The organism is Pseudomonas sp. Eth.TT006, from assembly GCF_054456575.1.
In genome coordinates this window covers 143,511-169,734 of sequence record NZ_JBTJEN010000013.1, presented here as the reverse complement: position 1 = coordinate 169,734, position 26,224 = coordinate 143,511, and the positions used below count along the sequence as shown (strand labels likewise).

Below are 26,224 nucleotides of genomic sequence, written 5' to 3'. Positions count from 1 at the left end.
GATTCTACAGCGTTACACGCTGCTGTCAACACCTCTTTTTCTCCGCTTCGACCGAGAAGATCGAACCGTTAAAAGAGCCAAACAACACTGCCCTTTCAACTTCTTCCAGGCTTCGACGAACTGAAGCAAGCCGCTGCCGAAAACTGCGTAACTCGTTGAATCTCAAGGAGTTTTCCGTTTCGACTGCGCCGGAAGTGGGGCGAATTATAGACCTCTGGAATCTGCCGTCAACCGCTATTTTCATATTTCTGTCATATCGATCAAAAAAGCCCGAAAACACGAAGGCCGACCTCTAGAGGTCGGCCTTCGTCACTTCCTGCTACTTACAAGCTAGGGAAAGCGAATTGCGAAGCTTCATGGCTCGCACGCTGCGGCCAGCGCTGGGTGATGGCCTTGCGACGGGTATAGAAACGCACACCATCCGGGCCATAGGCATGCAGATCGCCGAACAGCGAGCGCTTCCAGCCACCGAAGCTGTGGTAAGCCACCGGTACCGGCAGCGGTACGTTGACGCCGACCATGCCGACTTCGATCTCATCGCAGAACAGCCGCGCCGCTTCACCGTCACGGGTGAAAATGCAGGTGCCGTTGCCGTATTCGTGATCGTTGATCAGCTTCATCGCCTCTTCCAGGCTGTTGACCCGCACCACGCACAGCACCGGCCCGAAGATCTCTTCCTTATAGATGCGCATCTCTGGAGTAACGTTGTCGAACAGGCAGCCACCGAGGAAGAAGCCATCTTCATGACCCGGAATGCTCAAGCCACGACCGTCGACCACCAGCGTCGCGCCCGCCGCCACGCCGTCATCGACATAACCGCTGACTTTGTCCCGCGCCTGCCCAGTGACCAGCGGGCCCATGTCCAGGCCGCACGAAGTACCGGCACCGATTTTCAGCGCCTTGATCTGCGGAACCAGTTTCGCCACCAACGCATCGGCCACTTGATCGCCCACGCACACCGCGACCGAAATTGCCATGCAGCGCTCGCCGCAAGAACCGTAGGCCGCGCCCATCAGTGCGCTGACCGCGTTGTCCAGATCTGCATCCGGCATCAGTACCGCGTGATTCTTCGCCCCGCCCAGTGCCTGAACGCGTTTGCCGCGTTTGGTGCCTTCGGCGTAGATGTATTCGGCAATCGGTGTCGAGCCGACAAAGCTCAGCGCTTTGACTTCCGGCGCTTCGATCAATGCGTCCACCGCGGTCTTGTCGCCATGCACCACACTCAGCACGCCTTTCGGCAGGCCGGCTTCCAGCAGCAACTGAGCGATTAACAGCGTCGAACTCGGATCACGCTCTGACGGCTTGAGGATGAAGCAGTTGCCGCAAACGATCGCCAGCGGGTACATCCACAGCGGCACCATCGCCGGGAAGTTGAACGGCGTGATACCCGCGACCACGCCCAACGGCTGGAAGTCCGACCAGGCGTCGATGTTCGGACCGACGTTGCGGCTGTACTCGCCCTTGAGAATTTCCGGGGCGGCGCAGGCGAATTCGACGTTCTCGATACCGCGCTTCAGTTCACCGGCAGCGTCTTCCAGGGTCTTGCCATGCTCTTCGCTGATCAATTGCGAAATGCGCGCTTCGTTCTGCTCCAGCAGTTGCTTGAAGCGGAACATCACTTGAGCGCGTTTGGCCGGAGGCGTGTTGCGCCAGGCCGGGAAGGCAGCCTTGGCGGCGTCGATCGCGTGTTGAATGGTTTCGCGGGTGGCCAATGGCAGCTTGTGGATCGCTTGACCGGTGGACGGATTGAACACATCTACCGCGCGACCGTTCTCGGTCACCAGTTCGCCATTGATCAAATGCGGGATAACGCTCATCGGGTAACTCCTGAATTCTTGTCAACAGGTGTCCACAAGGACACCTGTTATTGGCAGCTATATATAGAAGGAAAATCAGTCGAGCTTGTTCAGTACTTCGCCTACCGCGTCAAACAAACGATCGAGGTCTTGCGGCTTGCTGTTGAAGGTTGGGCCGAACTGCAGGGTGTCGCCGCCGAAGCGCACGTAGAACCCGGCTTTCCACAGGGCCATGCCGGCTTCGAATGGACGCACGATGGCGTCGCCGTCACGGGCTGCGATCTGGATCGCACCGGCCAGGCCGTAGTTACGGATATCGATGACGTTCTTCGAACCTTTCAGACCGTGCAGGGCATTTTCGAAATGCGGTGCGACTTCCGCCACGCTCTGCACCAGGTTTTCCTTTTGCAGCAGGTCGAGTGCTGCCAGGCCTGCGGCGCACGCCACCGGGTGGGCCGAGTAGGTGTAGCCGTGCGGGAATTCCACAGCGTATTCCGGCGTCGGCTGATTCATGAAGGTCTGGTAGATCTCGGAGCTGGCAATCACCGCGCCCATCGGAATCGCGCCGTTGGTGACTTGCTTGGCGATGCACATCAGGTCCGGGGTCACGCCAAAGCTGTCGGCGCCGAACATCGAACCGGTGCGGCCGAAACCGGTGATCACTTCGTCGAACACCAGCAGAATGTTGTGCTGATCGCAGATCTCGCGCAGACGCTTCAGATAACCCTGCGGCGGCACCAGTACGCCAGCGGAGCCGGCCATTGGCTCAACGAACACCGCCGCGATGTTCGACGCATCGTGCAACTCGATCAGCTTCAGCAGTTCATCGGCCAGGGCGATACCGCCCTGCTCCGGCATGCCCCGGGAGAATGCGTTGCTGGCCAGCAAAGTGTGTGGCAGGTGATCGACATCCATCATCGCCTGACCAAACAGCTTGCGGTTGCCGTTGACGCCGCCGAGACTGGTGCCGGCGATGTTGACGCCGTGGTAGCCACGGGCACGGCCGATCATTTTGGTTTTGGTCGACTGGCCTTTCAGGCGCCAGTAGGCGCGGACCATTTTCACCGCGGTGTCGGCGCACTCGGAGCCGGAGTCGGTGAAGAACACGTGGTTCAGATTGCCCGGGGTCAGTTCAGTGATTTTCTCGGCCAACTGGAACGACAACGGATGGCCATATTGGAAGCCCGGCGAGTAGTCGAGGGTGCCCAGTTGCTTGGCGACTGCTTCCTGAATTTCCTTGCGGGTGTGCCCGGCGCCGCAGGTCCACAGACCGGACAGCGAATCGTAGATCTTGCGCCCCTTGTCATCGAACAGCCAGCTGCCTTCGGCACCGACAATCAGACGCGGGTCGCGCTGGAAGTTGCGGTTGGCGGTGTACGGCATCCAGTGCGCGTCCAGCTTCAGTTGGCTGGCCAGTGGCGACGGCGCGTTTTCAGGCATGTTCATCGGGCAAAACCTCGCAGGGCATAAGCGTCAGGGAGATAGAAAGCGTTGTTGCAGCTAAATTGCCACGCGGATAAAGTCGGTGAAATTCAACTCTTCTAACCTTCAGTTAGATCTCTGCTAAACAATGAGAACGACATGAGCAGCCGCCGTCCCGATCCGCTGGCCCAGGTCAGTGACTTTGATATTCGCCTGTTGCGCATCTTCCGCAGCGTGGTGGAGTGCGGCGGCTTTTCGGCGGCGGAAACCGTGCTCGGCATCGGGCGCTCGGCGATCAGCCAGCAGATGAGCGATCTCGAACAGCGCCTCGGCCTGCGCTTGTGCCAACGAGGCCGCGCCGGTTTTTCGCTGACCGAGGAAGGTCGCGAGGTGTATCAGTCGGCATTGCAACTATTAAGTGCGCTGGAAAGTTTCCGCACCGAGGTCAACGGCCTGCACCAGCATTTGCGTGGCGAGTTGATCATCGGCCTGACCGACAACCTCGTGACCCTGCCGCATATGCGCATCACCCACGCCCTCGCCCAATTGAAGGAACGCGGGCCGGACGTGCAGATCCAGATCCGCATGATTGCCCCCAACGAAGTCGAACAAGGCGTGCTCGACGGACGTTTGCATGTCGGCGTGGTGCCGCAGGCCAGCGCGCTGTCGGGGCTGGAATATCAGCCGTTGTACAGCGAGCGTTCGTTGCTGTATTGCGCGGTGGGGCATCCGCTGTTTTATGTCGATGACAAGCAACTGGATGACGAGCGCCTGAACAGTCAGGACGCGATTGCCCCGACGTTTCGCTTGCCCGCGGAGATTCAGGCGCATTACCAGGCGCTCAATTGCACCGCCAGTGCGTCTGACCGTGAGGGCATGGCGTTTCTGATTTTGACCGGGCGTTATATCGGGTATCTGCCGGATCATTACGCCAGCCTGTGGGTGCAGCAAGGGCGGCTGCGGGCGCTGAAAGCCCAGACGCGGTTCTATGACCTGAGCCTCGCATCGGTCACGCGCAAGGGGCGGCGCCCTCATTTGGTGCTGGAAAGTTTTCTGGAGAGCCTGGCGGCGACGCGTTGAAAGCAGGATCAAAAGATCGCAGCCTGCGGCAGCTCCTACATTTGACGGGTGCAATCCCGGAAAGCTGAGCAAGTGGACAGGTTTTTGCAGTGAAGGGATCACTCGATCCCTGAACAAGAAGCCGAACCCATGCAAGCAGATTCCGAATCGTCCAGCGAACTGATCTACGGCCTCGACGACCGCCCCAAACCGCCCGCCGCGATCCTCGCCGCCCTGCAACATGTGCTGGCCAGTTTCGTCGGCATCATCACCCCGCCGCTGGTGATCGGCTCGGCCCTGGGACTGACCGCGCACTTGCCGTATCTGATCAGCATGGCGTTGATGGTTTCCGGCGTCGGCACGTTTATTCAGGCGCGGCGCCCGTTCGGGATCGGCGCCGGGATGATCTGTTTGCAGGGCACCAGTTTTGCCTTTCTCGGAGCCGTGCTGTCCGCCGGGTTTCTGGTCAAGCAACGTGGCGGCAGTCCGGAGGACATTCTGGCGATGATCTTCGGCGTGTGCTTTTTCGGCGCCTTGGTGCAGATTGTTCTCAGCCGTTTCATAGGCCAATTGCGCCGGGTCGTTACACCGCTGGTGACCGGGATCGTCATTACCCTGATCGGCATCAGCCTGATCAAGGTCGGCATCACCGATCTGGGCGGTGGCTTCAATGCGCCGGACTTCGGGGCGCCGGGCAATCTGGCGCTGGGCGTGTTCGTGTTGCTGACGATCATCCTGCTCAACCGCTCGAACACGCCCTGGGTGCGGCTGTCGGCGATCATTATCGGATTGCTGCTGGGCAGCCTGGCCGCGTGGTTCAGCGGCAAACTGGTGCCACAGGCATTGCCTGACCTTCCGCTGGTCAGTCTGCCTGCGCCATTCAAGTTCGGTTTCAGCTTCGACTGGACAGCGTTCCTGCCCGTCGCGTTGATTTATCTGATCAGCACCATCGAAACCGTCGGCGACCTCACGGCCAATTGCATGCTCGCCCGCCAGCCGATCAGCGGCGCTTCCTACATAAGCCGTCTGCGCGGCGGCGTCCTGGGTGACGGCGTGAGCTGCATGATCGCCGCCACCTTCAGCGCCTTCCCCAACACCACGTTCGCGCAGAACAACGGCGTGATCCAGCTGACCGGGGTCGCCAGCCGCTACGTCGGGCTGTACATCGGCGCGATCCTGTTCTGTCTCGGCCTGTTTCCCATGATCGGCGCGGTGCTGCAGCAAATTCCGAAACCGGTACTCGGCGGCGCCACGCTGGTGATGTTTGGCAGCGTCGCGGCGGCCGGGGTGCGGATCCTTGCGCAGTCGCCGCTGGACCGGCGCAGCATGCTGATCATCGCCACCTCGCTCGGCGTCGGCCTGGGCATCGCCGCGCAACCGAATCTGCTGCACCTGCTGCCGAAACTGGTGCAGAATCTGTTCGACTCGGCGATCACCAGCGGCGGGCTGACCGCGATTTTCCTCTGCCTGTTGCTGCCGGAGACGAAATCTTCAGTGGTCGAATCCACCGCACCGCTGAACAAGATCGAACAGGCATAACGGTTTTATTGCATCAGGACTTGTCGGATGCCTGTGGGTGCGCTATCAACGCAGCTGGTTGCACCCACAGACAAACCGGAAGTGCCTATGACCTTTGAAGTCCCAGCCCACGGCGGCAAACCCGCCAGCCGCATTCGTCAGAAGAACGAAGAGACCATTCTCAAAGCCGCCGAAGACGAGTTTGCCCGTCACGGGTACAAAGGCACCAGCATGAACACCATCGCCCAGAATGCCGGGTTGCCCAAGGCGAACCTGCATTACTACTTCACCAACAAGCTTGGGTTGTACGTGGCGGTGCTGAGCAACATCATCGAGCTGTGGGACAGCACCTTCAACACCCTGACCGCCGAGGACGATCCGGCAGAAGCGCTGGCCCGCTACATCCGCGCCAAGATGGAATTCTCCCGGCGCCAGCCCCAGGCCTCGCGGATTTTCGCCATGGAAGTGATCAGTGGCGGCGAATGCCTGAGCGAATATTTCAACCAGGATTACCGCGCCTGGTTCCAGGGCCGCGCGGCCGTGTTCCAGGCCTGGATCGACGCCGGCAAAATGGACCCGGTGGATCCGGTGCACCTGATCTTCCTGCTGTGGGGCAGCACCCAGCACTACGCCGACTTCGCCACGCAGATCTGCCGGGTCAGCGGGCGCAGCAAATTGACCAAGCAAGACATGGAAGATGCTGGCAACAACCTGATCCGCATCATCCTCAAAGGCTGCGGCCTCACCCCTTCCGTATAAGACGTTTTATGCCTTTCACCCTCAGCGGTTTTTCCGACTACCGCGAAGAGATTCGCAAAAGCCGCTTTATCACCTTCGCCGCGCCGATCGGCAGCCCTGCCGACGCCCAGGCGTTTTTCGAGCACCACAGCGACTTGAATGCCTCGCACAATTGCTGGGCGTGGAAGCTCGGCGATCAATACCGCAGCAACGACGACGGCGAACCCGGCGGCACTGCCGGGAGACCGATACTGGCGGCGATCGAGGCGCAAGATTGCGATCAGGTCGCGGTACTGGTGATCCGCTGGTATGGCGGCATTCAACTGGGCACCGGTGGTCTGGCCCGGGCCTATGGCGGTGGCGCCAACAAGTGCCTGCAAAATGCGGAAAAAATCGAATTGATCAGCCGCGTGCCGCTGCGCTGCGCCTGCGGGTTTGCCGAGTTGCCGCTGGTGAAACTGCGGGTGGCGGATCTGGGTGGGCTGGTGGTGGAAGAAACGTTCACTGCCAATGGCGTCGAGTTGCAGTTGGCACTGGGTGAGGCGCAGATTGCGTTGCTGCAAACGCAGTTGGCGGATTTGAGTCGGGGGCGGATTGTGTTGCAACGTTAAAAAGATCGCAGCCTGCGGCAGCTCCTACACAGGACGTTGCGTTGCCTGTTGGATGGCTGCGATCTTTTGGGGCAATCCCGAAATTGCTTATTCCACACACTTGCCCACATCGGCTGTGCACCCGACTGTGGATAACCTGAGCACATCCCGCTGTAACCCTTCTGTCACGTGGCTTTGCGCGATTTGCTCACTTTTCGTCCAATCCTTCGATAAACAGATAAATCCCAATTAAAAACAACCAGTTAACGGCGTTTATCACCATTAGAAGATAAGCGTTCCATGCTTATGCCCGGCGTTCGGGCTTGCGCACAAATACTGTGGAACAACTTGTGGATAAGCCGTTCATGGCTGGCGCAGTCGCATGTACTGCATAGGCTTGAGCCGACTGCTCATTTTTTAACCAGCGGTGACAGCGCAAAAGTGGAGCCTGATCAAAGGCTTTGCGCTGAATTGGTGCCTGCAGAACCGGTTTTATTCCATGCAAAGCTCTGCGCCAGGCGCACCGTCAGGGCCATTGCGGACGTTCCTGACTCAATGGCCAGGAAATTGCTTTATCCACAGGCACAACGCCAAGCCAGACGAGCCTGTCATGCCTACCCTGTCCACCAACACCGCTCCCGTCCCGCGCCTACAACTGCGCCACATCAGCAAACGCTACCCCGGATGTCTGGCCAATGACGCCATCGACCTGAGCATCGCCCCCGGAGAAATCCACGCGCTGCTCGGCGAGAACGGTGCGGGGAAAAGCACCCTGATGAAGATCATCTATGGCGTCACTCAGGCCGACGCCGGGGAAATCCTCTGGCAGGGCCAGCGGGTGAATATCCGCAACCCGGCGCAGGCGCGACAGTTGGGGATCGGCATGGTGTTCCAGCACTTCTCGCTGTTCGAAACCCTCAGCGTCGCGCAGAACATTGCGCTGGCAATGGGCGCCAAGGCCGGCACGCCGAAACAACTGGAGCCGAAGATCCGTGAAGTGTCGCGCCGCTACGGCATGGCGCTGGAGCCGGAGCGACTTGTCCACAGCCTGTCGATTGGCGAGCGGCAACGAGTCGAGATCATTCGCTGCCTGATGCAGGACATCCGCCTGCTGATTCTCGACGAGCCGACATCGGTGCTGACTCCGCAAGAGGCGGACGAGTTGTTTATCACCCTGCGGCGTCTGGCCGCCGAAGGCTGCAGCATTCTGTTCATCAGCCACAAACTCGGCGAAGTCCGGGCGCTGTGCCACAGCGCCACGGTGCTGCGTGGCGGACGGGTGGCCGGGCACTGCATCCCCGGCGAATGCTCGGACCAGCAATTGGCGCAATTGATGGTTGGCGAAGCGGCGGCGCTGATCGGCGAATATCCGAAGGTCAGCGGTGGCGCGGCGTTTTTGCAGGTCAACGGCTTGAGTTGGCATAACCCCGATCCATTCGGCTGTTCGCTGGCCGAGATCAACCTGCAGGTGCGCAGCGGGGAAATCGTCGGCATCGCCGGGGTCGCGGGCAATGGCCAGGACGAATTGCTCGCCCTGCTCAGCGGCGAACAACCGCTGCCTCGCGACAACGTGGCAACGATTACTTTTGCTGATCAGGCGGTGGCGGATTTACGCCCGGATGCGCGACGCAAACTCGGCCTGGCGTTCGTCCCCGCCGAGCGTCTGGGCCATGGCGCGGTGCCGGAATTGAGCCTGGCTGACAACGCCCTGCTCACGGCTTTTCAACAAGGCCTGGTGAGCAACGGCTTGATCGAGCGCGGCAAGGTCGAAGCCCTTGCGCAGCAGATTATCCAGCGCTTCGCGGTGAAAACCCCGGACAGCCAGACTGCCGCGCGCAGCCTGTCCGGCGGCAACCTGCAGAAATTCATCCTCGGCCGGGAAATCCTCCAGCAACCAAAACTGCTGATCGCTGCCCACCCGACCTGGGGCGTGGACGTTGGCGCCGCAGCAACCATCCACCGCGCGCTGATTGCCTTGCGCGATGCCGGTGCGGCGATCCTGGTGATTTCCGAAGACCTCGACGAACTGTTCCAGATCAGCGACCGCCTCGGCGCCCTGTGCGCCGGGCGCCTGTCACCGCTGCAAAACACCACCGACACCCTGCTGAGCGATGTCGGCGGCTGGATGGCCGGGCAATTCACTGACGCGCCTTCATCGGCCACGCTCTGACGGAGTTTTTCCACATGCTGCTTTCCCTCGAACCCCGTGGCCAGCAATCGCGCCTGATGCTGTGGTGCTCGCCGCTGCTGGCGGCGTTGCTGACCCTGGGCTGCGGCTCGCTGCTGTTCATCGCCCTCGGCCATGATCCGCTGCAAACCCTGCACACCCTGTTGATTGCGCCGATCAGCGACTTGTACGGCGTCTCCGAATTGCTGGTCAAGGCGCTGCCGATCCTGCTCTGCGCGCTCGGTCTGGCCGTGGCGTATCAAGCACGAATCTGGAACATCGGCGCCGAAGGTCAGTTGCTGCTTGGTGCACTCGCCGGCAGTGCGCTGGCGGTGAACATCATCGATATGCAAAGCCGTTGGGCACTGGTGCTGATTCTGCTCACCGGTACTGTTGCCGGCGCCGCTTGGGCCGGGCTGACGGCGTGGTTGCGCACGCGCTTCAATGCCAACGAAATCCTCACCAGCATCATGCTCAATTACATCGCGTTGAACCTGTTGCTGTTCTGCGTGCACGGGCCGCTGAAGGATCCGGCCGGCTACAACTTTCCAGAGTCAGCGATGTTTGGCGATGCCAGCCGCTTGCCGTTGCTGATGGAGGATGGCCGGGTGCACGCCGGGGTGTATTTCGCCCTGCTCGCGCTGGTTGCGGTGTGGGTGTTGCTGCAGAAGAGCTTTGTCGGTTTTCAGATCAAAGTGCTGGGGCTGGACAAGCGTGCGGCGGGGTTCGTCGGTTTTCGCGAGAAGCGCCTGATCTGGCTGGCCTTGTTGATCAGCGGTGGCCTGGCCGGGCTGGCCGGGGTCTGCGAAGTGACCGGGCCGATCGGGCAACTGGTGCCGCAAGTCTCGCCGGGGTACGGCTACGCAGCGATCACCGTGGCGTTTCTCGGGCGGTTGAACCCGATCGGCATTCTGTTTTCCAGTCTGCTGATGGCGCTGCTGTACATCGGTGGCGAAAGTGCGCAGATGAGCCTCAACCTGCCGCAAGCCATCACCCAGTTGTTTCAGGGAATGATGCTGTTTTTCCTGCTGGCCTGTGACGTGCTGATTCTCTATCGGCCCCGCCTGAAACTGCGCTGGGCACGGCGCACTTCGACCACCGCCGTAACCGCCGGAGCGCTGTGATGGATATCGATCTGTTGAGCAATATTTTCTACGCCATGGTGCGTTGCGGCACACCGCTGTTGCTGGTGGCGCTGGGGGAACTGATCTGCGAAAAGAGCGGCGTGCTCAACCTCGGCCAGGAAGGGATGATGCTGTTCGGTGCGGTGATCGGTTTTATCGTCGCCCTCAACAGCGGCAACCTGTGGCTCGGCGTGCTGCTGGCGATGCTCGCCGGGATGCTGTTGTCGTCGCTGTTTGCCCTGGTGGCGTTGGTGTTCAACGCCAACCAGGTCGCGACTGGTCTGGCGCTGACGATTTTTGGCGTGGGGCTGTCGACCTTTGTCGGGGCCGCGTGGGTCGGCAAACCGCTGGCCGGATTCGAGCCGCTGGCGATTCCGTATCTGAGCGAGATTCCGCTGATCGGACGCATGCTGTTTGCCCAGGACCTGCTGGTGTACCTGTCGTTTGCCCTGTTTGCACTGGTGGCCTGGGTGATCATCAAAAGCCGTATCGGGCTGATCATTCAGGCCGTCGGCGAGAACCCGGATGCCGCCAGTGCGATGGGTTTGCCGGTGCTGACCGTGCGCACTCTGGCGGTGCTGTTCGGCGGCGCCATGGCCGGGTTGGCCGGGGCGTATCTGTCGTTGGCGTACACGCCGATGTGGGCCGAGAACATGACCGCCGGGCGCGGCTGGATCGCCTTGGCGCTGGTGGTGTTTGCCAGTTGGCGGGTGTGGCGTCTGTTGCTCGGGGCCTATCTGTTCGGCCTCGCCAGCATCCTGCATCTGGTGGCGCAGGGCCTGGGACTGGCGATTCCGTCGAGCCTGCTGGCGATGCTGCCGTATGTGGCGACGATTGTGGTGCTGGTGCTGTTGTCGCGGGATGCCGTCAGGAATCGGCTGTATGCGCCGGTGTCGTTGGGGCAGCCGTGGCAGGCGGGACATTAGGGCGGTGATTTCGCTCCACAGTGGTTGTGTCAGGTACAAAACGGGTGATCAGCACTGAACGAGGAGCAACCTGGGTGAAAGCTGGAGTAAGCTCCGGGGGCTGCGCGTCTTTCGCGACCCGCGTGAGGGAGGCCAATTTTTTGCGACAAACGTTGCAACCGAGGCTCGCTCAGGCAGGTCCATTAAGTCCGTGAACCGTCACTTTCAAGGAATCCCGTCATGTCCCAGGCAAAACACGCACTGATCATCGGCGCCTCCCGCGGCCTCGGCCTCGGTCTGGTGAAAACCCTGCTGGCCGATGGCTGGCAGGTGACCGCCACAGTGCGTCATCCGCAGAAAGCCGAGGCGCTGCAAGCGTTGGGCAAGGTGCGCATCGAGAAGCTCGACATGGACGATCAGCAAGCGGTGATCGCCCTGAGCCAACAGCTCAAGGGTGAGACCTTCGATCTGCTGTTCGTCAATGCCGGGGTCAAAGGTCCGGAAGTGCAGACGCCGGGTGGCGCGACGCTCGCCGAAGTCGGCCAGTTGTTTTTCACCAACGCCGTGGCGCCGATCAATCTGGCGCAGCGCTTTGTCGGGCAGATTCGCGACGGCAGCGGCGTGCTGGCGTTCATGAGCTCCGGACTGGGCAGCGTCACCGTCGCGGACGCGCCGGAGCTGGCGCTGTACAAGGCGAGCAAGGCCGCGCTGAACTCGATGACCAACAGTTTCGTCACGCAACTGGGCGAGCAGAAACTCACCGTGCTGTCGCTGCATCCGGGCTGGGTCAAGACCGACATGGGCGGTGAAGGCGCCGACCTCGACGTCGACACCAGCACTCGCGGGCTGATTGATCAGGTGAATGCCTATACCGGCAAGGGCGGGCATCACTTCATCAACTACAAGGGTGAGACCATTCCCTGGTAAACCCGCGACATCTTGATATCCCCCTGTAGGAGCTGCGGCACGCTGCGATCTTTTGATCTTGAAAGCAAAATCAAAAGATCGCAGCGTGCCGCAGCTCCTACAGGGTGATGGTGGTGTCTGGTCGGCTCGGGGCTTGCCCGACGCAACAATTTGTTTGAAACTGCGCGCCTCGTCCTTCGCGGCGACCCTGGATCAGCAGACAGGGCAACACTGAGCTGGCAACCCTGAACCCCACTTTCAGAGGAGCCGGCAAAATGCCCGCGACCCGTACCTGGTTAAAAAATCCCCTCGCCATTTTCACGGCCAACGCGCTCGATGCCCGTGGCGGCCTGGTGCTGCAAGACGGCGAGATCGTCGAAGTGCTGGCAGCCGGTCAGCAACCGTCCGCGCCGTGCAATGACGTGTTCGATGCCCGCGAGCATGTGATCCTGCCGGGTCTGATCAACACCCACCATCACTTCTATCAAACCCTAACTCGCGCCTGGGCCCCGGTGGTCAATCAGCCGCTATTCCCGTGGCTGAAAACCCTGTACCCGGTGTGGGCGCGACTGACTCCGGAAAAACTCGCCCTTGCCACCAAGGTGGCCTTGGCCGAGCTGTTGCTCTCCGGCTGCACCACCGCTGCCGACCATCACTACCTGTTCCCGGATGGTCTGGAGAACGCCATCGACGTGCAAGTCGAAACTGTCCGTGAACTGGGCATGCGCGCCATGCTCACCCGCGGCTCGATGAGCCTCGGCGAGAAGGACGGTGGTCTGCCGCCGCAGCAGACCGTGCAGGAAGGTCAGGTGATTCTCGACGACAGTCAGCGCCTGATCCACGAGTACCATGAGCGCGGCGACGGTGCGCAAATCCAGATCGCGTTGGCGCCATGCTCACCGTTCTCGGTAACCCCGGAAATCATGTCAGCCAGTGCCGAACTGGCGAACCAGCTCGACGTGCGCCTGCACACGCATCTAGCCGAAACCCTCGATGAAGAAGACTTCTGCCTGCAGCGCTTTGGCCTGCGCACCGTCGACTATCTGGACAGCGTCGGCTGGCTCGGCCCGCGCACCTGGCTGGCCCACGGCATCCACTTCAACCCGGACGAAATCGCCCGCCTCGGCCAGGCCGGCACCGGCATCTGCCATTGCCCGAGTTCGAACATGCGTCTGGCATCCGGCATCTGCCCGAGCATCGAGTTGACCGATGCCGGCGCATTGTTCGGTTTGGGTGTGGACGGTTCGGCCTCCAACGATGCGTCGAACATGATCCTCGAAGCGCGGCAGGCGCTGTACATCCAGCGTCTGCGTTACGGTGCGGAAAAGATCACTCCGGAGCGCGTGCTGGGCTGGGCGACCAAGGGCTCGGCGAGCCTGTTGGGGCGTACCGATATTGGTGAACTGGCAGTCGGCAAGCAGGCGGATCTGGCGTTGTTCAAGCTTGATGAGCTGCGTTTCTCGGGCAGCCATGATCCGATTTCGGCGCTGCTGCTGTGTGGCGCGGATCGTGCGGACCGGGTGATGATTGGCGGCAAGTGGCGCGTGGTCGATGGCCAGGTTGAGGGGCTGGATCTGAAAGGCCTGATCGCCGATCACAGCCAGGCGGCCCGGCAGTTGATTGCGGGCACCTGATCAACCGCCGATGAAACCCTGTAGGAGCTGCCGCAGGCTGCGATCTTTTGATTTTGATTTTTAAAAACAAGATCAAAAGATCGCAGCCTGCGGCAGCTCCTACAGACCCAACAGCGACAACATGATAAACGTCGCGAACAACACAAAGTGGGTCATGCCCTCGATGGCATTGGTCTCGCCGTCATTCAGGTTGATCGCACTGATGATCAGCGTGATAAAGATCATCACCGTCTGCACCGGGGTCATCGCCATCTGGAACGGCTGACCGGTATAAAGCGCCATCGCTTCCATCACCGGCACGGTCAGGATCACCGTCGACAACGACGCGCCCATCGCAATGTTCACCACCGACTGCATACGGTTGGCCAAGGCTGCACGCAATGCGGTGAGAATTTCCGGCGCCGCCGAAATCGCCGCCACCAGAATCGCCGTGATCACCGGCGGTGCGCCCGTGCCTTCCAGGCCCAGATCGAGGGTCTTGGACATCACTTCGGCCAGTGCGCCAATCACCACCACGCCGAACACCAGAATGCCGATCGACCACGCCAGGCTCAGCGGTTTCGGTTGGTTTTCCACCGGCTCTTTCTTGCGGCGCTTGTCCGGGTAGCTGTAGCTGAAAAAGTAGCTGTGCGGCCCGACCTGCATGCGCAGGAACAACGCATAAAGCACCACCATCGCGCCGATGGTGAACGCCGAATAAATCTTCCAGTTGGCCGCCGGAATAAATTCCGGCACCACCATCGATACGCCCATGGCGGTGAGGATCATCACGCTGTAGCTGCGCGCCGAATCGTCGTTGTACGACTGCTCGCCATGCTTGAGCCCGCCCATCAGCGCAGCGAGGCCGAGGATGCCGTTGATGTCGAGCATCACCGCCGAATAGATGGTGTCACGCACCAGCGTGGGCGACGCTTCGTTGCTCATCATGATCGCCAGGATCACCACTTCCACCAGCACGGCAGCGAGGGTCAGGATCATTGTGCCGTAGGGGTCGCCGACTTTTTCCGCGAGCAGCTCGGCGTGATGGGCGACGCGCATCGACGCGGCGACGATGAAAGCGATCAGCACCAGACCGCTGATCAACGCGACGATCTGCCCGCTGTGCAGCATCCAGTGCTCCAGCGGATAGGCGATGCACGCGGCAATCACCGCCAGCAACAGAAAGCTTTCTTGCTTGAGAATCGTGAACATGGCGGGCCTTTTTGCCGAGAGGTTCGAATGAGCTACTGACTGCGGCGCGGCGCTAACGTTTCGTTACACCTTAGCGCACCAGCCGATAGCAGTTGATTTCAACCATGCACTTTTATCGTCCGAGCCGGCCCCTTCGCGAGCAAGCCCGCTCCCACACTGGAATGCGATCTCCTGTGGGAGCGGGCTTGCTCGCGAAGGCTTCACCTCGGTTTCGGCAGGGTTTGTTGTCCTGTTGGTCAGCAATTTGCATTGGCTCTGAGCACACACAACAAAACGGAGCTCCCCTTCATGCAAATACGTCCGCTGTACCTACTGCTGTGCGCCGCCCTCGGTCTGGGGATCAGCCTGAGCGCCGGCGCTGCCGATCCGCTGAAGGTCGGTTTCGTCTACATCGGCCCGATCGGTGACCACGGCTGGACGTATCAGCATGAACAGGGGCGCAAGGCGCTGGCGGAGAAATTCGGCCCGCAGATCACCACCAACTACGTCGAGAACGTTGCCGAGGGCGCGGACGCCGAGCGGGTGATCCGTAACATGGCCAAGGACAACTACGACCTGATCTTCACCACCTCCTTCGGCTACATGAACCCGACGCTGAAAGTCGCCAAACAATTTCCCAAGGTGACCTTCGAACACGCCACCGGCTACAAGCAGGACAAGAACCTCGGCACCTACCTGGCGCGCACCTATGAAGGTCGCTACGTCGGTGGTTTCCTCGCGGCGAAGATGACCAAGACCAAGAAGATCGGCTACGTCGCTTCGTTCCCGATTCCGGAAGTGATCCGCGACATCAACGCCATCCAGCTGGCCCTGAACAAATACAACCCCGGCACCGAAATCAAAGTGGTGTGGGTCAACTCGTGGTTCGATCCGGGCAAGGAAGCCGATGCCGCCAACGCGCTGATCGACCAGGGCGTGGACGTGGTGTTCCAGCACACCGACAGCCCGGCACCGATCCAGGCCGCCGAACGTCGCGGCGTGTACGCCGTGGGTTACGCCTCGGACATGGCGCACTTCGGTCCGAAAGCGGTGCTGACTTCGATCGTCAACGACTGGGCGCCGCACTACATACAGGCCACGCAAAGCGTGATTGACCACACCTGGAAATCCCAGGATTACTGGGGCGGGTTGAAGGAAGGCACGGTTGAACTGCCGATCAGCGACCTGGTGCCGGCGCCGGTGAAAGCCGAGGCCGAGCAGATCATCACCGACATCAAGAGCGGCGCGCTGCAACCGTTCACCGGGCCGATCAAGGATCAGGCCGATGTCGTGAAAATCCCGGCGGGGATGAGCGCGACCAATGCCGAACTGGCGTCGATGAACTATTACGTGGAAGGGATGAAGGCCGAGATGCCGAAGTAACTCGGCCATACCACCGCCCCCTGTAGGAGTGAGCCTGCTCGCGATCGCGGTGTGTCAGTCGAAATATCTAAATCTGACACACCGCGATCGCGAGCAGGCTCACTCCTACAAGGATCTTCAGCGTATTCAAGGATTGTGTATGGATGAGCTTCCAGTCATCGACATCTCCCCGCTCTACACCCACGACGAAAACGCCTGGCCTGCGGTGGCCGGGCAGATCGACCAGGCCTGTCGCGAATGGGGCTTTTTCTACATCAAGGGTCATCCGATTTCCGCGCAACGCATCGCTGCCCTGCTCGACCACGCCCAGCGTTTCTTCGCGCAACCGGCGGAGGAAAAACTCCGGATCGACATCACCCAGACCCGTCACCACCGCGGCTACGGCGCCATCGCCACCGAGCAGCTTGACCCGAGCAAACCCAGCGACCTCAAGGAAACCTTCGACATGGGTCTGCATCTGCCAGCGGATCATCCCGATGTGCTCGCGGAAAAACCGCTGCGCGGCCCTAACCGCCATCCATCACAACCGGGTTGGGAAGCGTTGATGGAGCAGCATTACCTCGACATGCAGGCGCTCGCACAAACCCTGCTGCGGGCGATGACGATTGCCCTGGACATCGAGCGGGACTTCTTCGATTCGCGCTTCGTTGATCCGGTCAGCGTGCTGCGCCTGATTCACTACCCGCCACGTCACACCGCCAGCAGCGCCGAGCAGCAAGGCGCCGGGGCGCATACCGATTACGGCTGCATCACCCTGCTCTACCAGGACAGCGCCGGCGGCCTGCAAGTGAAGAACATCAATGGCGAATGGATCGACGCGCCGCCGATCGACGGCACGTTCGTGGTCAACCTCGGCGACATGATGGCGCGCTGGAGCAACGACCGTTATCGCTCGACCCCGCATCGGGTGATCAGCCCGCTGGGCGTGGATCGCTATTCGATGCCGTTCTTCGCCGAGCCACACCCGGACACGCGTATCGAATGCCTGCCCGGTTGCCAGGACGCACAGCACCCGGCGAAATATCCGACCACCACCTGCGCCGAATTCCTGCTCTCGCGCTTCGCCGATACTTATGCCTATCGTCGCGAGCAGGAAGCCGTCTGATGGATCGCTTGGTCAGGTTTTGCCAATTGTTTCGGCGAGCATCTGTAGAATGCCGTCATTGCACCTGATGAGAAAAGAATATGTACGACTGGCTCAACGCCTTGCCCAAGGCTGAACTGCACCTGCATCTGGAAGGCTCGCTGGAGCCCGAGCTGCTGTTCGCCCTGGCCGAACGCAACAAGATCGCCCTGCCGTGGAGCGATGTGGAAACCCTGCGCAAGGCTTACGCCTTCAACAACCTGCAGGAATTCCTCGACCTGTACTACCAGGGCGCCGACGTACTGCGCACCTCGCAGGATTTCTACGACCTGACTTGGGCCTACCTGTTGCGCTGCAAGGCGCAGAACGTGATTCACACCGAACCGTTCTTCGACCCGCAGACCCACACTGATCGCGGTATTCCGTTCGAAGTGGTGCTCAACGGCATCGCCGCCGCATTGAAGGATGGCGAGCAGCAACTGGGCATCAGCAGCGGCCTGATCCTCAGCTTCCTGCGCCACCTGAGCGAAGACGAAGCGCAGAAAACCCTCGACCAGGCGCTGCCGTTCCGTGACGCGTTTGTTGCCGTCGGCCTCGACAGCTCCGAGATGGGTCACCCGCCGAGCAAGTTTCAGCGCGTGTTCGACCGTGCCCGCCATGAGGGTTTCCTGACTGTCGCCCACGCTGGCGAAGAAGGCCCGCCGGAGTACATCTGGGAAGCCATCGACTTGCTGAAAATCCAGCGCATCGACCATGGCGTGCGCGCCATCGAAGACGAGCGCCTGATGCAGCGGATCATCGACGAGCAGATCCCGCTGACCGTATGCCCGCTGTCGAACACCAAGCTCTGCGTGTTCGATCACATGTCGCAGCACAACATCCTCGACATGCTCGAGCGTGGCGTGAAAGTCACGGTGAACTCCGATGACCCGGCGTACTTCGGCGGTTACGTCACCGAGAACTTCCACGCGCTGCACGAACACCTGGGCATGACTCAGGATCAGGCCAAACGCCTGGCGCAGAACAGCCTGGATGCGCGCTTGGTAAAACCGTAAAGGTCACACCAAAACCTGTGGGAGCGGGCTTGCCCGCGATGAGGTCATCAGCTCCAACAACTCTGTTGACTGACAGTACGCCATCGCGGGCAAGCCCGCTCCCACAGGGTGCTGTGTTTAGCCAGAAATCTCGGACTCCGTCAGCTCTTCCAGCGTCTTGCCCCGCGTCTCCATCCCGAACAGCCACACCACCCCCGCCGCGATCGCAAAACACAGCGCCCCCAAGGCGAACACACCACCCTGTCCGGTAATCGGAAACACCAGCCCGGTCACCAGTGGCCCGAGCAACGAACCCACGCGGCCAATTGCCGAAGCGAAGCCCGAGCCGGTGGCGCGCGCCGAGGTCGGGTACAGCTCCGGGGTGTAGGTGTAGAGCACCGCCCACATGCCGAACAGGAAAAACTGCATCAGCAGGCCGGTGCCGATCAACAGCGCGACGTTGCCGCCGAACACCGCACTCTGACCATACAGAAACGCCATCACCCCGCCGCCGAGCAACGTCACGATGCACACCGGTTTGCGCCCCCAGCGTTCCACCAGCCACGCCGCCATCAAAAACCCGGGAATCCCGCCCAGCGAAATCAGCACGGTGTAATACACCGACTGCGTCACGGCGAACCCCGATTGTTGCAGCAATGCACTGAGCCATGAGGTCAGGCCGTAGAAACCAAGCAAGGCGAAGAACCACAGGCTCCAGATCATCGTCGTGCGCTGGCGGTATTGTGCCGACCAGATCTGCTTGAGCGCCGAGAAGAAGTTGCCCGGTGGCGTCACGATTCGCGGCAGGCGCACAGGTTCGGGCAACGTTGCGACCCCGAGCGAGGTACGCACACGCTGTTCGATCGCACTCAGGACCTTGTCCGCCGCCTCATGCCGCCCGGCCTGCTCCAGCCAGCGCGGCGACTCGGGGATGAAAAAGCGGATCGCCAGCACGAACACCGCCGGCACCGCCAACACCAGGAAAATGTCGCGCCAGCCAATGAGCGGCAACAGGAAATAGGACAACACCCCGGCCGCGACAAAACCCAGCGGCCAGAAACCGTCCATCAACGCGATATAGCGTCCGCGCCGCTGCGCCGGTATCAACTCCGAGAGCATCGACTGCGCAATCGGGAACTCCATGCCCATGCCGATCCCCAGCAGGATACGGAACAGCGTCAGGCTCTCGACTGTTTGCGCGGTCGAACACAGGTAACTGGCCAGTCCCCACAGGACGATGCTCCACTGGAACACCGGTTTGCGCCCGAAGCGATCAGCGAGCATGCCCGACAGCGATGCCCCGAGGACCATGCCAAAAAAGCTCGAACTGGCGAGCAAGCCCGCCTGGGCACTGCTCAGACCAAACTCGCTTTTGATCGAGCCAAGCAGGAACGTCATCATCGCCAGGTCCATGGAGTCGAAAAAGAACGCCAGGGCGATGATGATGAAAATCACCCGGTGGTAGCCGCTGAGCGGCAAGCGCTCCAGTCGTTCCGCCGCGCTGAAATGTCGTGTATCCATGGCCCGTCTCCCCGTTCTGCAATGTCTGCCGAACGAGTGTGCGGGATAACCGCCGAGTGCTTTTTCTGGATACGACCTGCTCGCAGTCACCGACGACGCTTGCGCCAGGCGACGGCTCTGTTACGCCATTTCCAGCTCGGTCTCTTTGGCGAAACGGTAGATTTCCTGTTGTCCGGCCGGGGTCACCTGCAAGGCCCGCGAATCGTTGGGTAACGTCAACCAGCCAGATTGCATGAACAGTTGCAGCAACGCCGCGCCCAGCGCACCGCCCAGGTGCGGACGGCGTTCGCTCCAGTCCGGACAGGCACAGGCGACCTGAGCCTTGCGATGGGCCAGGGCCTGAATGAACACGCCGCGGTTGGCCAGCTGTGTCGAGCCCTTGAGCGTCACCGCGACGCGCTGCTCGATCTGCTCGATCCAGCCGGCATCCAGCAAACGCTGATACAGATCGGCGGCCAGCGTGCCACCCAGGTGGTCATCGCAAAAACGTGCGCGCAGCAGCGATGAGGGTGCGGTCCGGGAGCTGGTGAGTGGTGTCGCGCGCTTGAATACGTTAGAAATCTCCCGCGGTGCACTGGCGATCGTGGCACTGGCCAGCGCTTCGATAGCCGTGGCGATTTCCGGCGCGGCCAGACGGAAAAAACGCTTGCGCCCGCGCGCCTCGACTTTCAACAGGCCACCGGCGGACAAACGCCCCAGGTGCGCACTGGCCGACGATGGCGACAAGCCGGCCAGCAGCGCCAGCTCCTCGGTCTGCCGCGCCGAGCCATCCATCAACGCCCACATCATCGCACTGCGCTTGGGGTCGGCCAGCAGCGTGGCGATCTGGCTGATGCAAGGTGCATGTTCCATGTATTCACTCCCTGTTGAATCGTGTCGTCTACTGCTACGAAGGCATCTTGACCAGTAATGTGGCGTCGGCCAAGACGCGTAAAACGCCATCAACCGGAGCAAAGCCGGCCGGTGGTGCCGCACCCATCGGTGGCAGGGTCGCGCCGCTTGCGCAGCGCTGACCCGGCCCAGGAAAAACCGGCCTGAGTCAGTCCTGGCCGGTGGTCGGTACAGGTTTGAGGCGGCCGCTAGTATAAGCGGGATGCTCGCTGCATCCTGCGTCGCGGCCGTTACGAATGGTGATAGTTCCTGAGTGAAATTTCGCTAATTGCCTGCGACTAATGATCAACCCGCTGAAAATGCGGAAATTGACTACTCAGTTCAGCGCATCGGCTGGCGAGCATTTCTCGTAAAAGGTTCACCGGCTTACTCAATTGTGCGCGATGCGCGCACAACAGATTCAGCGGAGCGCGCTCACAGAGCAACTCGGGCAGCAGCACTTTCAGGCGTCCGGCGAGGACATCTGTGCCGACATCGAGCCACGACTTGTAAGCGATCCCCGCGCCGGCCAGCGCCCACAAACGCACCACGTCGGCGTCATCACTGAAGCGGTCACCGCTGACCGTCAGGCCAACTTCGCGTTTGCCATCGTGAAAACTCCAATGGTCGTGGACCCGGCTGCCGAGCATGTAGAGCAGACAGTTATGCTGTGCCAGTTGCTCAAGCTGACGCGGCTCACCGTGCCGAGCGAGATACGCCGGGGATGCGCACAGTACCCGGCGGTTGCCCGGGGCGATCGGCAAGGCGACCAGGCTGGAGTCTTCCGGCTCGCCGTACCGCAAAGCGATATCCACCGGCTGGCGAAACAGATCGGCGATGCGATCACCGAGCAGCAGGCGCACAGTCAGTTTCGGGTGCTCGCGCTGGAACTCGTCGAGCCACGGCAGCAACAGGTTGCGGCCGAAGTCCGACGGCGCCGACAACTGCAGGATCCCGCTGACCTGATCCTGCGCACTGGACAGAAAGCGCCGCCCTTCATCCAGCTGACCCAAGGCCGCGCGGGCATATTCGAGAAAGCCTTCGCCCTCGGCAGTCAGGCGCAGACTGCGGGTCGAGCGCGCCAGTAGACGCGCGCCCAGTTGCTGTTCGATGCGCTTGAGTGCGGCACTGGCCACCGCTGCGGACATGTCCATGACCCGTGCCGCCGCCGACAGGCTGCCCAGATCCGCCGCGCGCACGAACAACTGCAAATCATCGAAACGCAGCATCCTCAGCCTCGATTATCAAAAAAATATTGAAAGAGACTGCTCTTTTAGCCGGTTTTATCTCGCGCAGAAATAGCCAATCATCTGTTCAATCGAATTCATCCCGCGCCTCTGGAGCTGAACATGTCCCAAGCATTCACCGCCATCGCCACCCTGACCGCCAAACCCGGCCAGCAGGACACCCTCGAAAAAGCCTTGCGCGCGCTGGTTGAACCCAGCCGCGCCGAAGCAGGTTGCGGCCAGTACGACCTGCATCGCGACCTCGCCGATCCGCTGACCTTTTATGTGATCGAACAGTGGGCCAGCGAGGAAATCCTCTCGGCGCACAATGCCAGCGCGCATTTCCAGCAGTTTCAGGCCAGCGCTGCGGACTGCATCGAACACTTCCAGTTGAAACGCCTGGGCGTCATCGCCTGAGTACTTCTTCTATCACCATTACGGAGCCAGTCATGAAAGCCATTGCCTATTACGCCTCTCTGCCAATCAGCGACGAAAAATCCCTGCAGGACATCGAACTGCCAGAACCGGTCGCCGGCCCGCGCGACCTGCTGGTGGAAGTCAAAGCCATCTCGGTCAACCCGGTTGACACCAAAGTGCGGCAGAACATGGCGCCGGAAAACGGCGCGGCGAAAGTGCTGGGCTGGGACGTGGCCGGGGTGGTCAAGGCCGTCGGCAGCGACGTGACCCTGTTCAAGGCCGGTGACAAGGTGTTCTACGCCGGCTCCATCGCCCGCGCCGGCGGCAACAGTGAACTGCACGTGGTCGATGAGCGGATTGTCGGGCACATGCCCAAATCCCTTGGTTTCGCCGAAGCCGCGGCCCTGCCGCTGACCGCCATCACCGCGTGGGAGTTGCTGTTCGAGCGCCTGCAGGTCAGCGAAGGCAAGACCGATGAAGGCCAGAGCCTGTTGATCGTCGGCGCTGCCGGCGGAGTCGGTTCGATCCTCACGCAACTGGCAAAACAGCTGACCGGGCTGCAAGTGATCGGCACTGCGTCCCGCTCCCAGACCCGTGACTGGGTTACCGAATTGGGCGCCGATCTGGTGATCGATCACAGCCAGCCTCTGAGCGAAGAACTCAAGCGCGCCGGGATCGACCAGGTGACCCACGTCGCCAGCCTGACCCAGACCGAGCATCACCTCGATCAACTGGTCGAGGCGCTGGCGCCGCAAGGCAAGCTGGCGTTGATCGACGATCCGAAGTCGCTGGACGTGACCAAGCTCAAGCGCAAGAGCCTGTCGCTGCACTGGGAGTTCATGTACACCCGCTCACTGTTCGAAACCCCGGACATGATCGAGCAGCACAATCTGCTCAACCGCGTGGCCGAGCTGATTGACGCCGGGACTTTGAAGACCACCGTCGGCGAGCACTTCGGCACGATCAACGCGGCGAATCTGCGGCGCGCGCATGCGCTGCTGGAAAGCGGCAAGGCCAAGGGCAAAATTGTTTTAGAAAGTTTCTGAAGAACCGAAGGTCAGCAACAGCGCCAGTCCTGATCAGGGCTGGCGCTGTTTTTTGCCGTCAGTCAGATGCTTGATCGTTGTCACAAATCCGATCGTATTCAGGACTACACTCGAAACCTCTGCGATGCATCTTTTACCCACGGGAGGTCAGCAATGAAGATCCTGATAAAAGAAGTGGCAAAGTCTCAATGGCAGGTTCGCCTGGACCAGCACGCCGTGACCTTTCGCAGTGAAGCCGAGGCGCTCGCCTTCACCCGCACACTCGAAGCGCGCCTGCACGCGCCCCATCAGATCCCGCAACCCGGACAGCAACGCGCTGTCGGCTGAGACTCAGGCTTGAGCCTGTGCCTGCGTCAAGGCACGGGCATTCTGTAAACGCCGGGTGTACAGGGCGACGCTCACCACCAGCAATCCACACAGGCTGATGACCATGGCCATCGGCATGGCGCTGCCGTCGTGCAGAATCCCTACCAGTGAGGCCGCGCCCGACGCCACGCTGAACTGCAGACAACCCATCAGCGCCGAGGCACTGCCGGCACGCGCGCCCTGGCCGTTCATCGCACAGGCCGAGGCATTGGGCAGGATGCAGCCGAGGCTGGCGATGCACACGAACAGCGGAATCAGCACCGGCCACAATGCCGCGGTGTGCAGCGCGCTGACTGCCAGCAGCGTCAATCCCGCCAACAGATAGACCCACACCGCGCGCGCCAGCAGAAATGCCGGACCACGTTTGGCCAACAACCGTGCGTTGACTTGCGCCACCAGAATGAAACCCGCGGCGTTGACGCCGAACAACCAGCCAAAGTGCTCGGCCGGCACGCCGTAGAGCTTGATGAAGACGAAGGGCGAGCCGGCGATGTAGGAGAACATCCCGGCAATGGCGATGCCGCCGGTCAGGGCGTGACCGAGGAACACCCCGTCACCGAACAACCGACCATATTGGCGCAGCGCCCCGGACAACGGTTGGCGCGGCACGTAATCCGGCAGACTTTCCGGCAGCCCCAGCGCCACGGCGAGGCCGGCCAGGGCACTGAAGCCGGTCAGTGCGAGGAAGATCGACTGCCAGCCCGTGGTGTTGACCAGCAAACCGCCGAGCAGCGGGGCGAGGATTGGCGCCAGGCCCATCACCAGCATCAATTGCGAGAAGACTTTCGCCGAACCGACGGCATCGCACTTGTCACTGACCACCGCCCGGGAAATCACCATCCCCGCACAGCCGCCCAAGGCCTGGACGAAGCGTGCGCCGATCAGCCATTCGAGATTCGGTGCATAAGCGCAGGCCAGCGAGGCCAGGGTGAACAAGCCGACGCCGGTGAGCAGCGGCAGGCGTCGACCAAAGCGGTCGGCCACCGGGCCATAGAGCAACTGGCCGATCGACAGGCCGGCGAAATACGCCGCCAGTGTCAGCTGGACATGTTTGTCATCGGTCCCGAACGCCAGTGCCATCGACGGAAACGCCGGCAGGTAAAAGTCGATCGCCAGCGGACCGAAGGCGCTCAGGGCACCGAGAATCAGAATGGTACGGAAGTTCATCAGGCATCCAGGTGGGATTGAAGTCAGCAGCCCGACAGTCTAGCCGCGCATGGACGCCTTGAACATTCCGATAGCTCGCTAACTATTAAAATGTCAGACGAACTGTACCGGTGAAGCTTGCCTGCAAAGATCAAAAGATCGCAGCCTCCGGCAGCTCCTACAGTGGGAATGCATTCCCATGCAGGAGCTGCCGCAGGCTGCGATCTTTTTGCTTTTGATCACCCGGCCAATTTTACCGGGTAGCCCTCTTCGCTGATCACCGCGATCACCTGCTCGGGACTGAGCGAACTCTCGACGCCGACTTCTTTGGCCGCCAGATCAACCCGCACACTGGCCGCCGGATCCCTGGCCTGCACCGCTTCGGTGATGGCTTTGACACAGTGACCGCAGGACATGCCTTGAACGTTGAACACTTGCATGGAAGGACTCCTTTGAGTGAAGTTGCCGACAGTGTCGAGCTTGCCATCGTGGCAAGGTCAAGTTCTGCGAAAAACTGCCGGGCTGGCAATCGGCGTCGCGCTCAGCCAAGCTGCGTGCATCAATGACTCAGATTCAGGAGATTCAGCCATGCGCTGGTCAGCTCTCAGCCTGTTTGGCTTGCTCAGCCTCTTTGCCGCCCTGCCCCAGGCCAACGCGACCGGCGAAGACTATGCGGTGCTGATCATCTCGCGTGAACGTCTGGAAGTGCCGACGCCCTGCGAGATTGGCGTGTACATCAATGATCAACTCTCGGCGCGCCTGCTCCAGGAACAGACCACTTCGTTCAATCTGCCCCACGGCACGATTTCCATTCGTCTGAAACAACTGCCTGGCCAGGTGCCGGGTTGCCAGGCGGGGATGCTGGCACCGCCCGCGCAGGAGCTCTCGCTCAAGGCCGGGGATGTGCTCAAGTACCGGATTGCGGCGAATGACAAAGGTCTGTACCTGCGACCTGCCGCTCTCGAATACTGAGTCGCCAGCCAAAAAGATCGCAGCCTGCGGCAGCTCCTACAGTTTGGAATGCATTCCAATGTAGGAGCTGCCGCAGGCTGCGATCTTTTGCTCTTGACCTTGCCAGCATGGCAAGGTTGATCCTTGTAGG

24 protein-coding genes and 1 pseudogene are annotated in these 26,224 nt (G+C 61.1%); 17 read left to right on the top strand and 8 right to left on the bottom strand.

Annotation, left to right across the window (positions count from 1 at the left end):
- A pseudogene (locus tag ACXR0M_RS20710) lies at window positions 1–296 on the top strand (hypothetical protein); the annotation flags it as partial.
- Window positions 297–323: 27 nt separating this feature from the next.
- Here ACXR0M_RS20710 and ACXR0M_RS20705 read toward each other — a convergent pair.
- Together ACXR0M_RS20705 and aptA are read right to left on the bottom strand one after the other, a co-directional pair.
- A complete protein-coding gene (locus tag ACXR0M_RS20705; RefSeq protein ID WP_102357029.1) occupies window positions 324–1,817 on the bottom strand; it encodes a CoA-acylating methylmalonate-semialdehyde dehydrogenase in 1,494 nt (497 codons plus the stop codon).
- Between the two features lie 75 nt (window positions 1,818–1,892).
- On the bottom strand, window positions 1,893–3,242 hold the full coding sequence (aptA, locus tag ACXR0M_RS20700; RefSeq protein ID WP_458833625.1) for an omega-aminotransferase AptA: 1,350 nt from the start codon (window positions 3,240–3,242) through the stop codon (window positions 1,893–1,895).
- Window positions 3,243–3,377: 135 nt separating this feature from the next.
- On the opposite strand from aptA, the gene ACXR0M_RS20695 reads away from it, so the two are divergent.
- From ACXR0M_RS20695 to ACXR0M_RS20655, 9 genes are all read left to right on the top strand, one after another.
- The gene (locus ACXR0M_RS20695) at window positions 3,378–4,298 is read left to right on the top strand and encodes a LysR family transcriptional regulator (RefSeq protein WP_305441260.1); all 921 of its coding nucleotides are present in this window, start codon (window positions 3,378–3,380) and stop codon (window positions 4,296–4,298) included.
- A gap of 129 nt (window positions 4,299–4,427) precedes the next feature.
- Window positions 4,428–5,816, top strand: coding sequence for a uracil-xanthine permease family protein (locus ACXR0M_RS20690; protein ID WP_458833624.1), 1,389 nt, complete (start codon window positions 4,428–4,430; stop codon window positions 5,814–5,816).
- Between the two features lie 87 nt (window positions 5,817–5,903).
- Entirely contained in the window at window positions 5,904–6,554 is a 651-nt protein-coding gene (locus ACXR0M_RS20685; RefSeq protein ID WP_458833623.1) for a TetR/AcrR family transcriptional regulator, read from the top strand.
- A gap of 8 nt (window positions 6,555–6,562) precedes the next feature.
- The gene (locus ACXR0M_RS20680) at window positions 6,563–7,144 is read left to right on the top strand and encodes an IMPACT family protein (protein WP_458833622.1); all 582 of its coding nucleotides are present in this window, start codon (window positions 6,563–6,565) and stop codon (window positions 7,142–7,144) included.
- Window positions 7,145–7,733: 589 nt separating this feature from the next.
- The gene (locus tag ACXR0M_RS20675) at window positions 7,734–9,293 is read left to right on the top strand and encodes an ABC transporter ATP-binding protein (protein ID WP_458833621.1); all 1,560 of its coding nucleotides are present in this window, start codon (window positions 7,734–7,736) and stop codon (window positions 9,291–9,293) included.
- Window positions 9,294–9,307: 14 nt separating this feature from the next.
- Window positions 9,308–10,414 carry an ABC transporter permease gene (locus ACXR0M_RS20670; protein WP_458833620.1) on the top strand — a complete coding sequence of 369 codons (1,107 nt, stop codon included), beginning with the start codon at window positions 9,308–9,310 and terminating at the stop codon, window positions 10,412–10,414.
- Complete coding sequence (locus ACXR0M_RS20665) at window positions 10,414–11,340, top strand: ABC transporter permease (protein WP_458833619.1); 927 nt, start codon at window positions 10,414–10,416, stop codon at window positions 11,338–11,340. Before ACXR0M_RS20670 ends, ACXR0M_RS20665 begins: the two co-directional genes overlap by 1 nt.
- Window positions 11,341–11,559: 219 nt before the next feature.
- Window positions 11,560–12,246 carry an SDR family oxidoreductase gene (locus ACXR0M_RS20660; protein WP_458833618.1) on the top strand — a complete coding sequence of 229 codons (687 nt, stop codon included), beginning with the start codon at window positions 11,560–11,562 and terminating at the stop codon, window positions 12,244–12,246.
- A 254-nt stretch (window positions 12,247–12,500) separates the two neighbouring features.
- The gene (locus ACXR0M_RS20655; protein WP_458833617.1) at window positions 12,501–13,859 is read left to right on the top strand and encodes an 8-oxoguanine deaminase; all 1,359 of its coding nucleotides are present in this window, start codon (window positions 12,501–12,503) and stop codon (window positions 13,857–13,859) included.
- A gap of 99 nt (window positions 13,860–13,958) precedes the next feature.
- Here ACXR0M_RS20655 and ACXR0M_RS20650 read toward each other — a convergent pair whose 3' ends face one another.
- Window positions 13,959–15,050: a calcium:cation antiporter gene (locus ACXR0M_RS20650; RefSeq protein WP_458833616.1), complete on the bottom strand. Its 1,092-nt coding sequence runs from the start codon at window positions 15,048–15,050 to the stop codon at window positions 13,959–13,961.
- 288 nt (window positions 15,051–15,338) lie between these two features.
- Between ACXR0M_RS20650 and ACXR0M_RS20645 the strand changes: the two genes are divergently transcribed.
- The 3 genes from ACXR0M_RS20645 (at window position 15,339) to ACXR0M_RS20635 (ending at window position 18,551) form a co-directional block, all read left to right on the top strand.
- On the top strand, window positions 15,339–16,412 hold the full coding sequence (locus ACXR0M_RS20645) for a BMP family ABC transporter substrate-binding protein (RefSeq protein ID WP_458833615.1): 1,074 nt from the start codon (window positions 15,339–15,341) through the stop codon (window positions 16,410–16,412).
- A 139-nt stretch (window positions 16,413–16,551) separates the two neighbouring features.
- Window positions 16,552–17,517, top strand: coding sequence for a 2-oxoglutarate and iron-dependent oxygenase domain-containing protein (locus tag ACXR0M_RS20640; RefSeq protein WP_458833614.1), 966 nt, complete (start codon window positions 16,552–16,554; stop codon window positions 17,515–17,517).
- A gap of 80 nt (window positions 17,518–17,597) precedes the next feature.
- Window positions 17,598–18,551 (top strand): adenosine deaminase, encoded by a 954-nt coding sequence (locus tag ACXR0M_RS20635; RefSeq protein WP_458833613.1) that lies wholly within the window; start codon window positions 17,598–17,600, stop codon window positions 18,549–18,551.
- A 117-nt stretch (window positions 18,552–18,668) separates the two neighbouring features.
- Here the strand turns inward: ACXR0M_RS20635 and ACXR0M_RS20630 are convergent, their stop codons facing one another.
- The 3 genes from ACXR0M_RS20630 to ACXR0M_RS20620 form a co-directional block, all read right to left on the bottom strand.
- Window positions 18,669–20,051 carry an MFS transporter gene (locus tag ACXR0M_RS20630; protein WP_458833612.1) on the bottom strand — a complete coding sequence of 461 codons (1,383 nt, stop codon included), beginning with the start codon at window positions 20,049–20,051 and terminating at the stop codon, window positions 18,669–18,671.
- A gap of 120 nt (window positions 20,052–20,171) precedes the next feature.
- On the bottom strand, window positions 20,172–20,903 hold the full coding sequence (locus tag ACXR0M_RS20625) for an ArsR/SmtB family transcription factor (RefSeq protein WP_458833611.1): 732 nt from the start codon (window positions 20,901–20,903) through the stop codon (window positions 20,172–20,174).
- A gap of 317 nt (window positions 20,904–21,220) precedes the next feature.
- On the bottom strand, window positions 21,221–22,150 hold the full coding sequence (locus tag ACXR0M_RS20620; RefSeq protein ID WP_458833610.1) for a LysR family transcriptional regulator: 930 nt from the start codon (window positions 22,148–22,150) through the stop codon (window positions 21,221–21,223).
- A gap of 120 nt (window positions 22,151–22,270) precedes the next feature.
- Between ACXR0M_RS20620 and ACXR0M_RS20615 the strand changes: the two genes are divergently transcribed.
- From ACXR0M_RS20615 to ACXR0M_RS20605, 3 genes are all read left to right on the top strand, one after another.
- Window positions 22,271–22,564, top strand: a complete 294-nt coding sequence (locus tag ACXR0M_RS20615; RefSeq protein ID WP_458833609.1) for a putative quinol monooxygenase — start codon at window positions 22,271–22,273, stop codon at window positions 22,562–22,564.
- A 32-nt stretch (window positions 22,565–22,596) separates the two neighbouring features.
- Window positions 22,597–23,610 (top strand): zinc-binding alcohol dehydrogenase family protein, encoded by a 1,014-nt coding sequence (locus ACXR0M_RS20610; RefSeq protein ID WP_458833608.1) that lies wholly within the window; start codon window positions 22,597–22,599, stop codon window positions 23,608–23,610.
- 153 nt (window positions 23,611–23,763) lie between these two features.
- Window positions 23,764–23,937: a hypothetical protein gene (locus ACXR0M_RS20605; RefSeq protein WP_169842458.1), complete on the top strand. Its 174-nt coding sequence runs from the start codon at window positions 23,764–23,766 to the stop codon at window positions 23,935–23,937.
- Window positions 23,938–23,940: 3 nt separating this feature from the next.
- On the opposite strand, the gene ACXR0M_RS20600 is transcribed toward ACXR0M_RS20605, so the two are convergent.
- Together ACXR0M_RS20600 and ACXR0M_RS20595 are read right to left on the bottom strand one after the other, a co-directional pair.
- A complete protein-coding gene (locus tag ACXR0M_RS20600; RefSeq protein ID WP_458833607.1) occupies window positions 23,941–25,143 on the bottom strand; it encodes a multidrug effflux MFS transporter in 1,203 nt (400 codons plus the stop codon).
- Window positions 25,144–25,361: 218 nt separating this feature from the next.
- Window positions 25,362–25,562 carry a heavy-metal-associated domain-containing protein gene (locus ACXR0M_RS20595; protein WP_458833606.1) on the bottom strand — a complete coding sequence of 67 codons (201 nt, stop codon included), beginning with the start codon at window positions 25,560–25,562 and terminating at the stop codon, window positions 25,362–25,364.
- A gap of 148 nt (window positions 25,563–25,710) precedes the next feature.
- Between ACXR0M_RS20595 and ACXR0M_RS20590 the strand changes: the two genes are divergently transcribed.
- The gene (locus ACXR0M_RS20590) at window positions 25,711–26,094 is read left to right on the top strand and encodes a hypothetical protein (protein WP_458833605.1); all 384 of its coding nucleotides are present in this window, start codon (window positions 25,711–25,713) and stop codon (window positions 26,092–26,094) included.
- The last annotated feature ends 130 nt before the right edge of the window (window positions 26,095–26,224 follow it).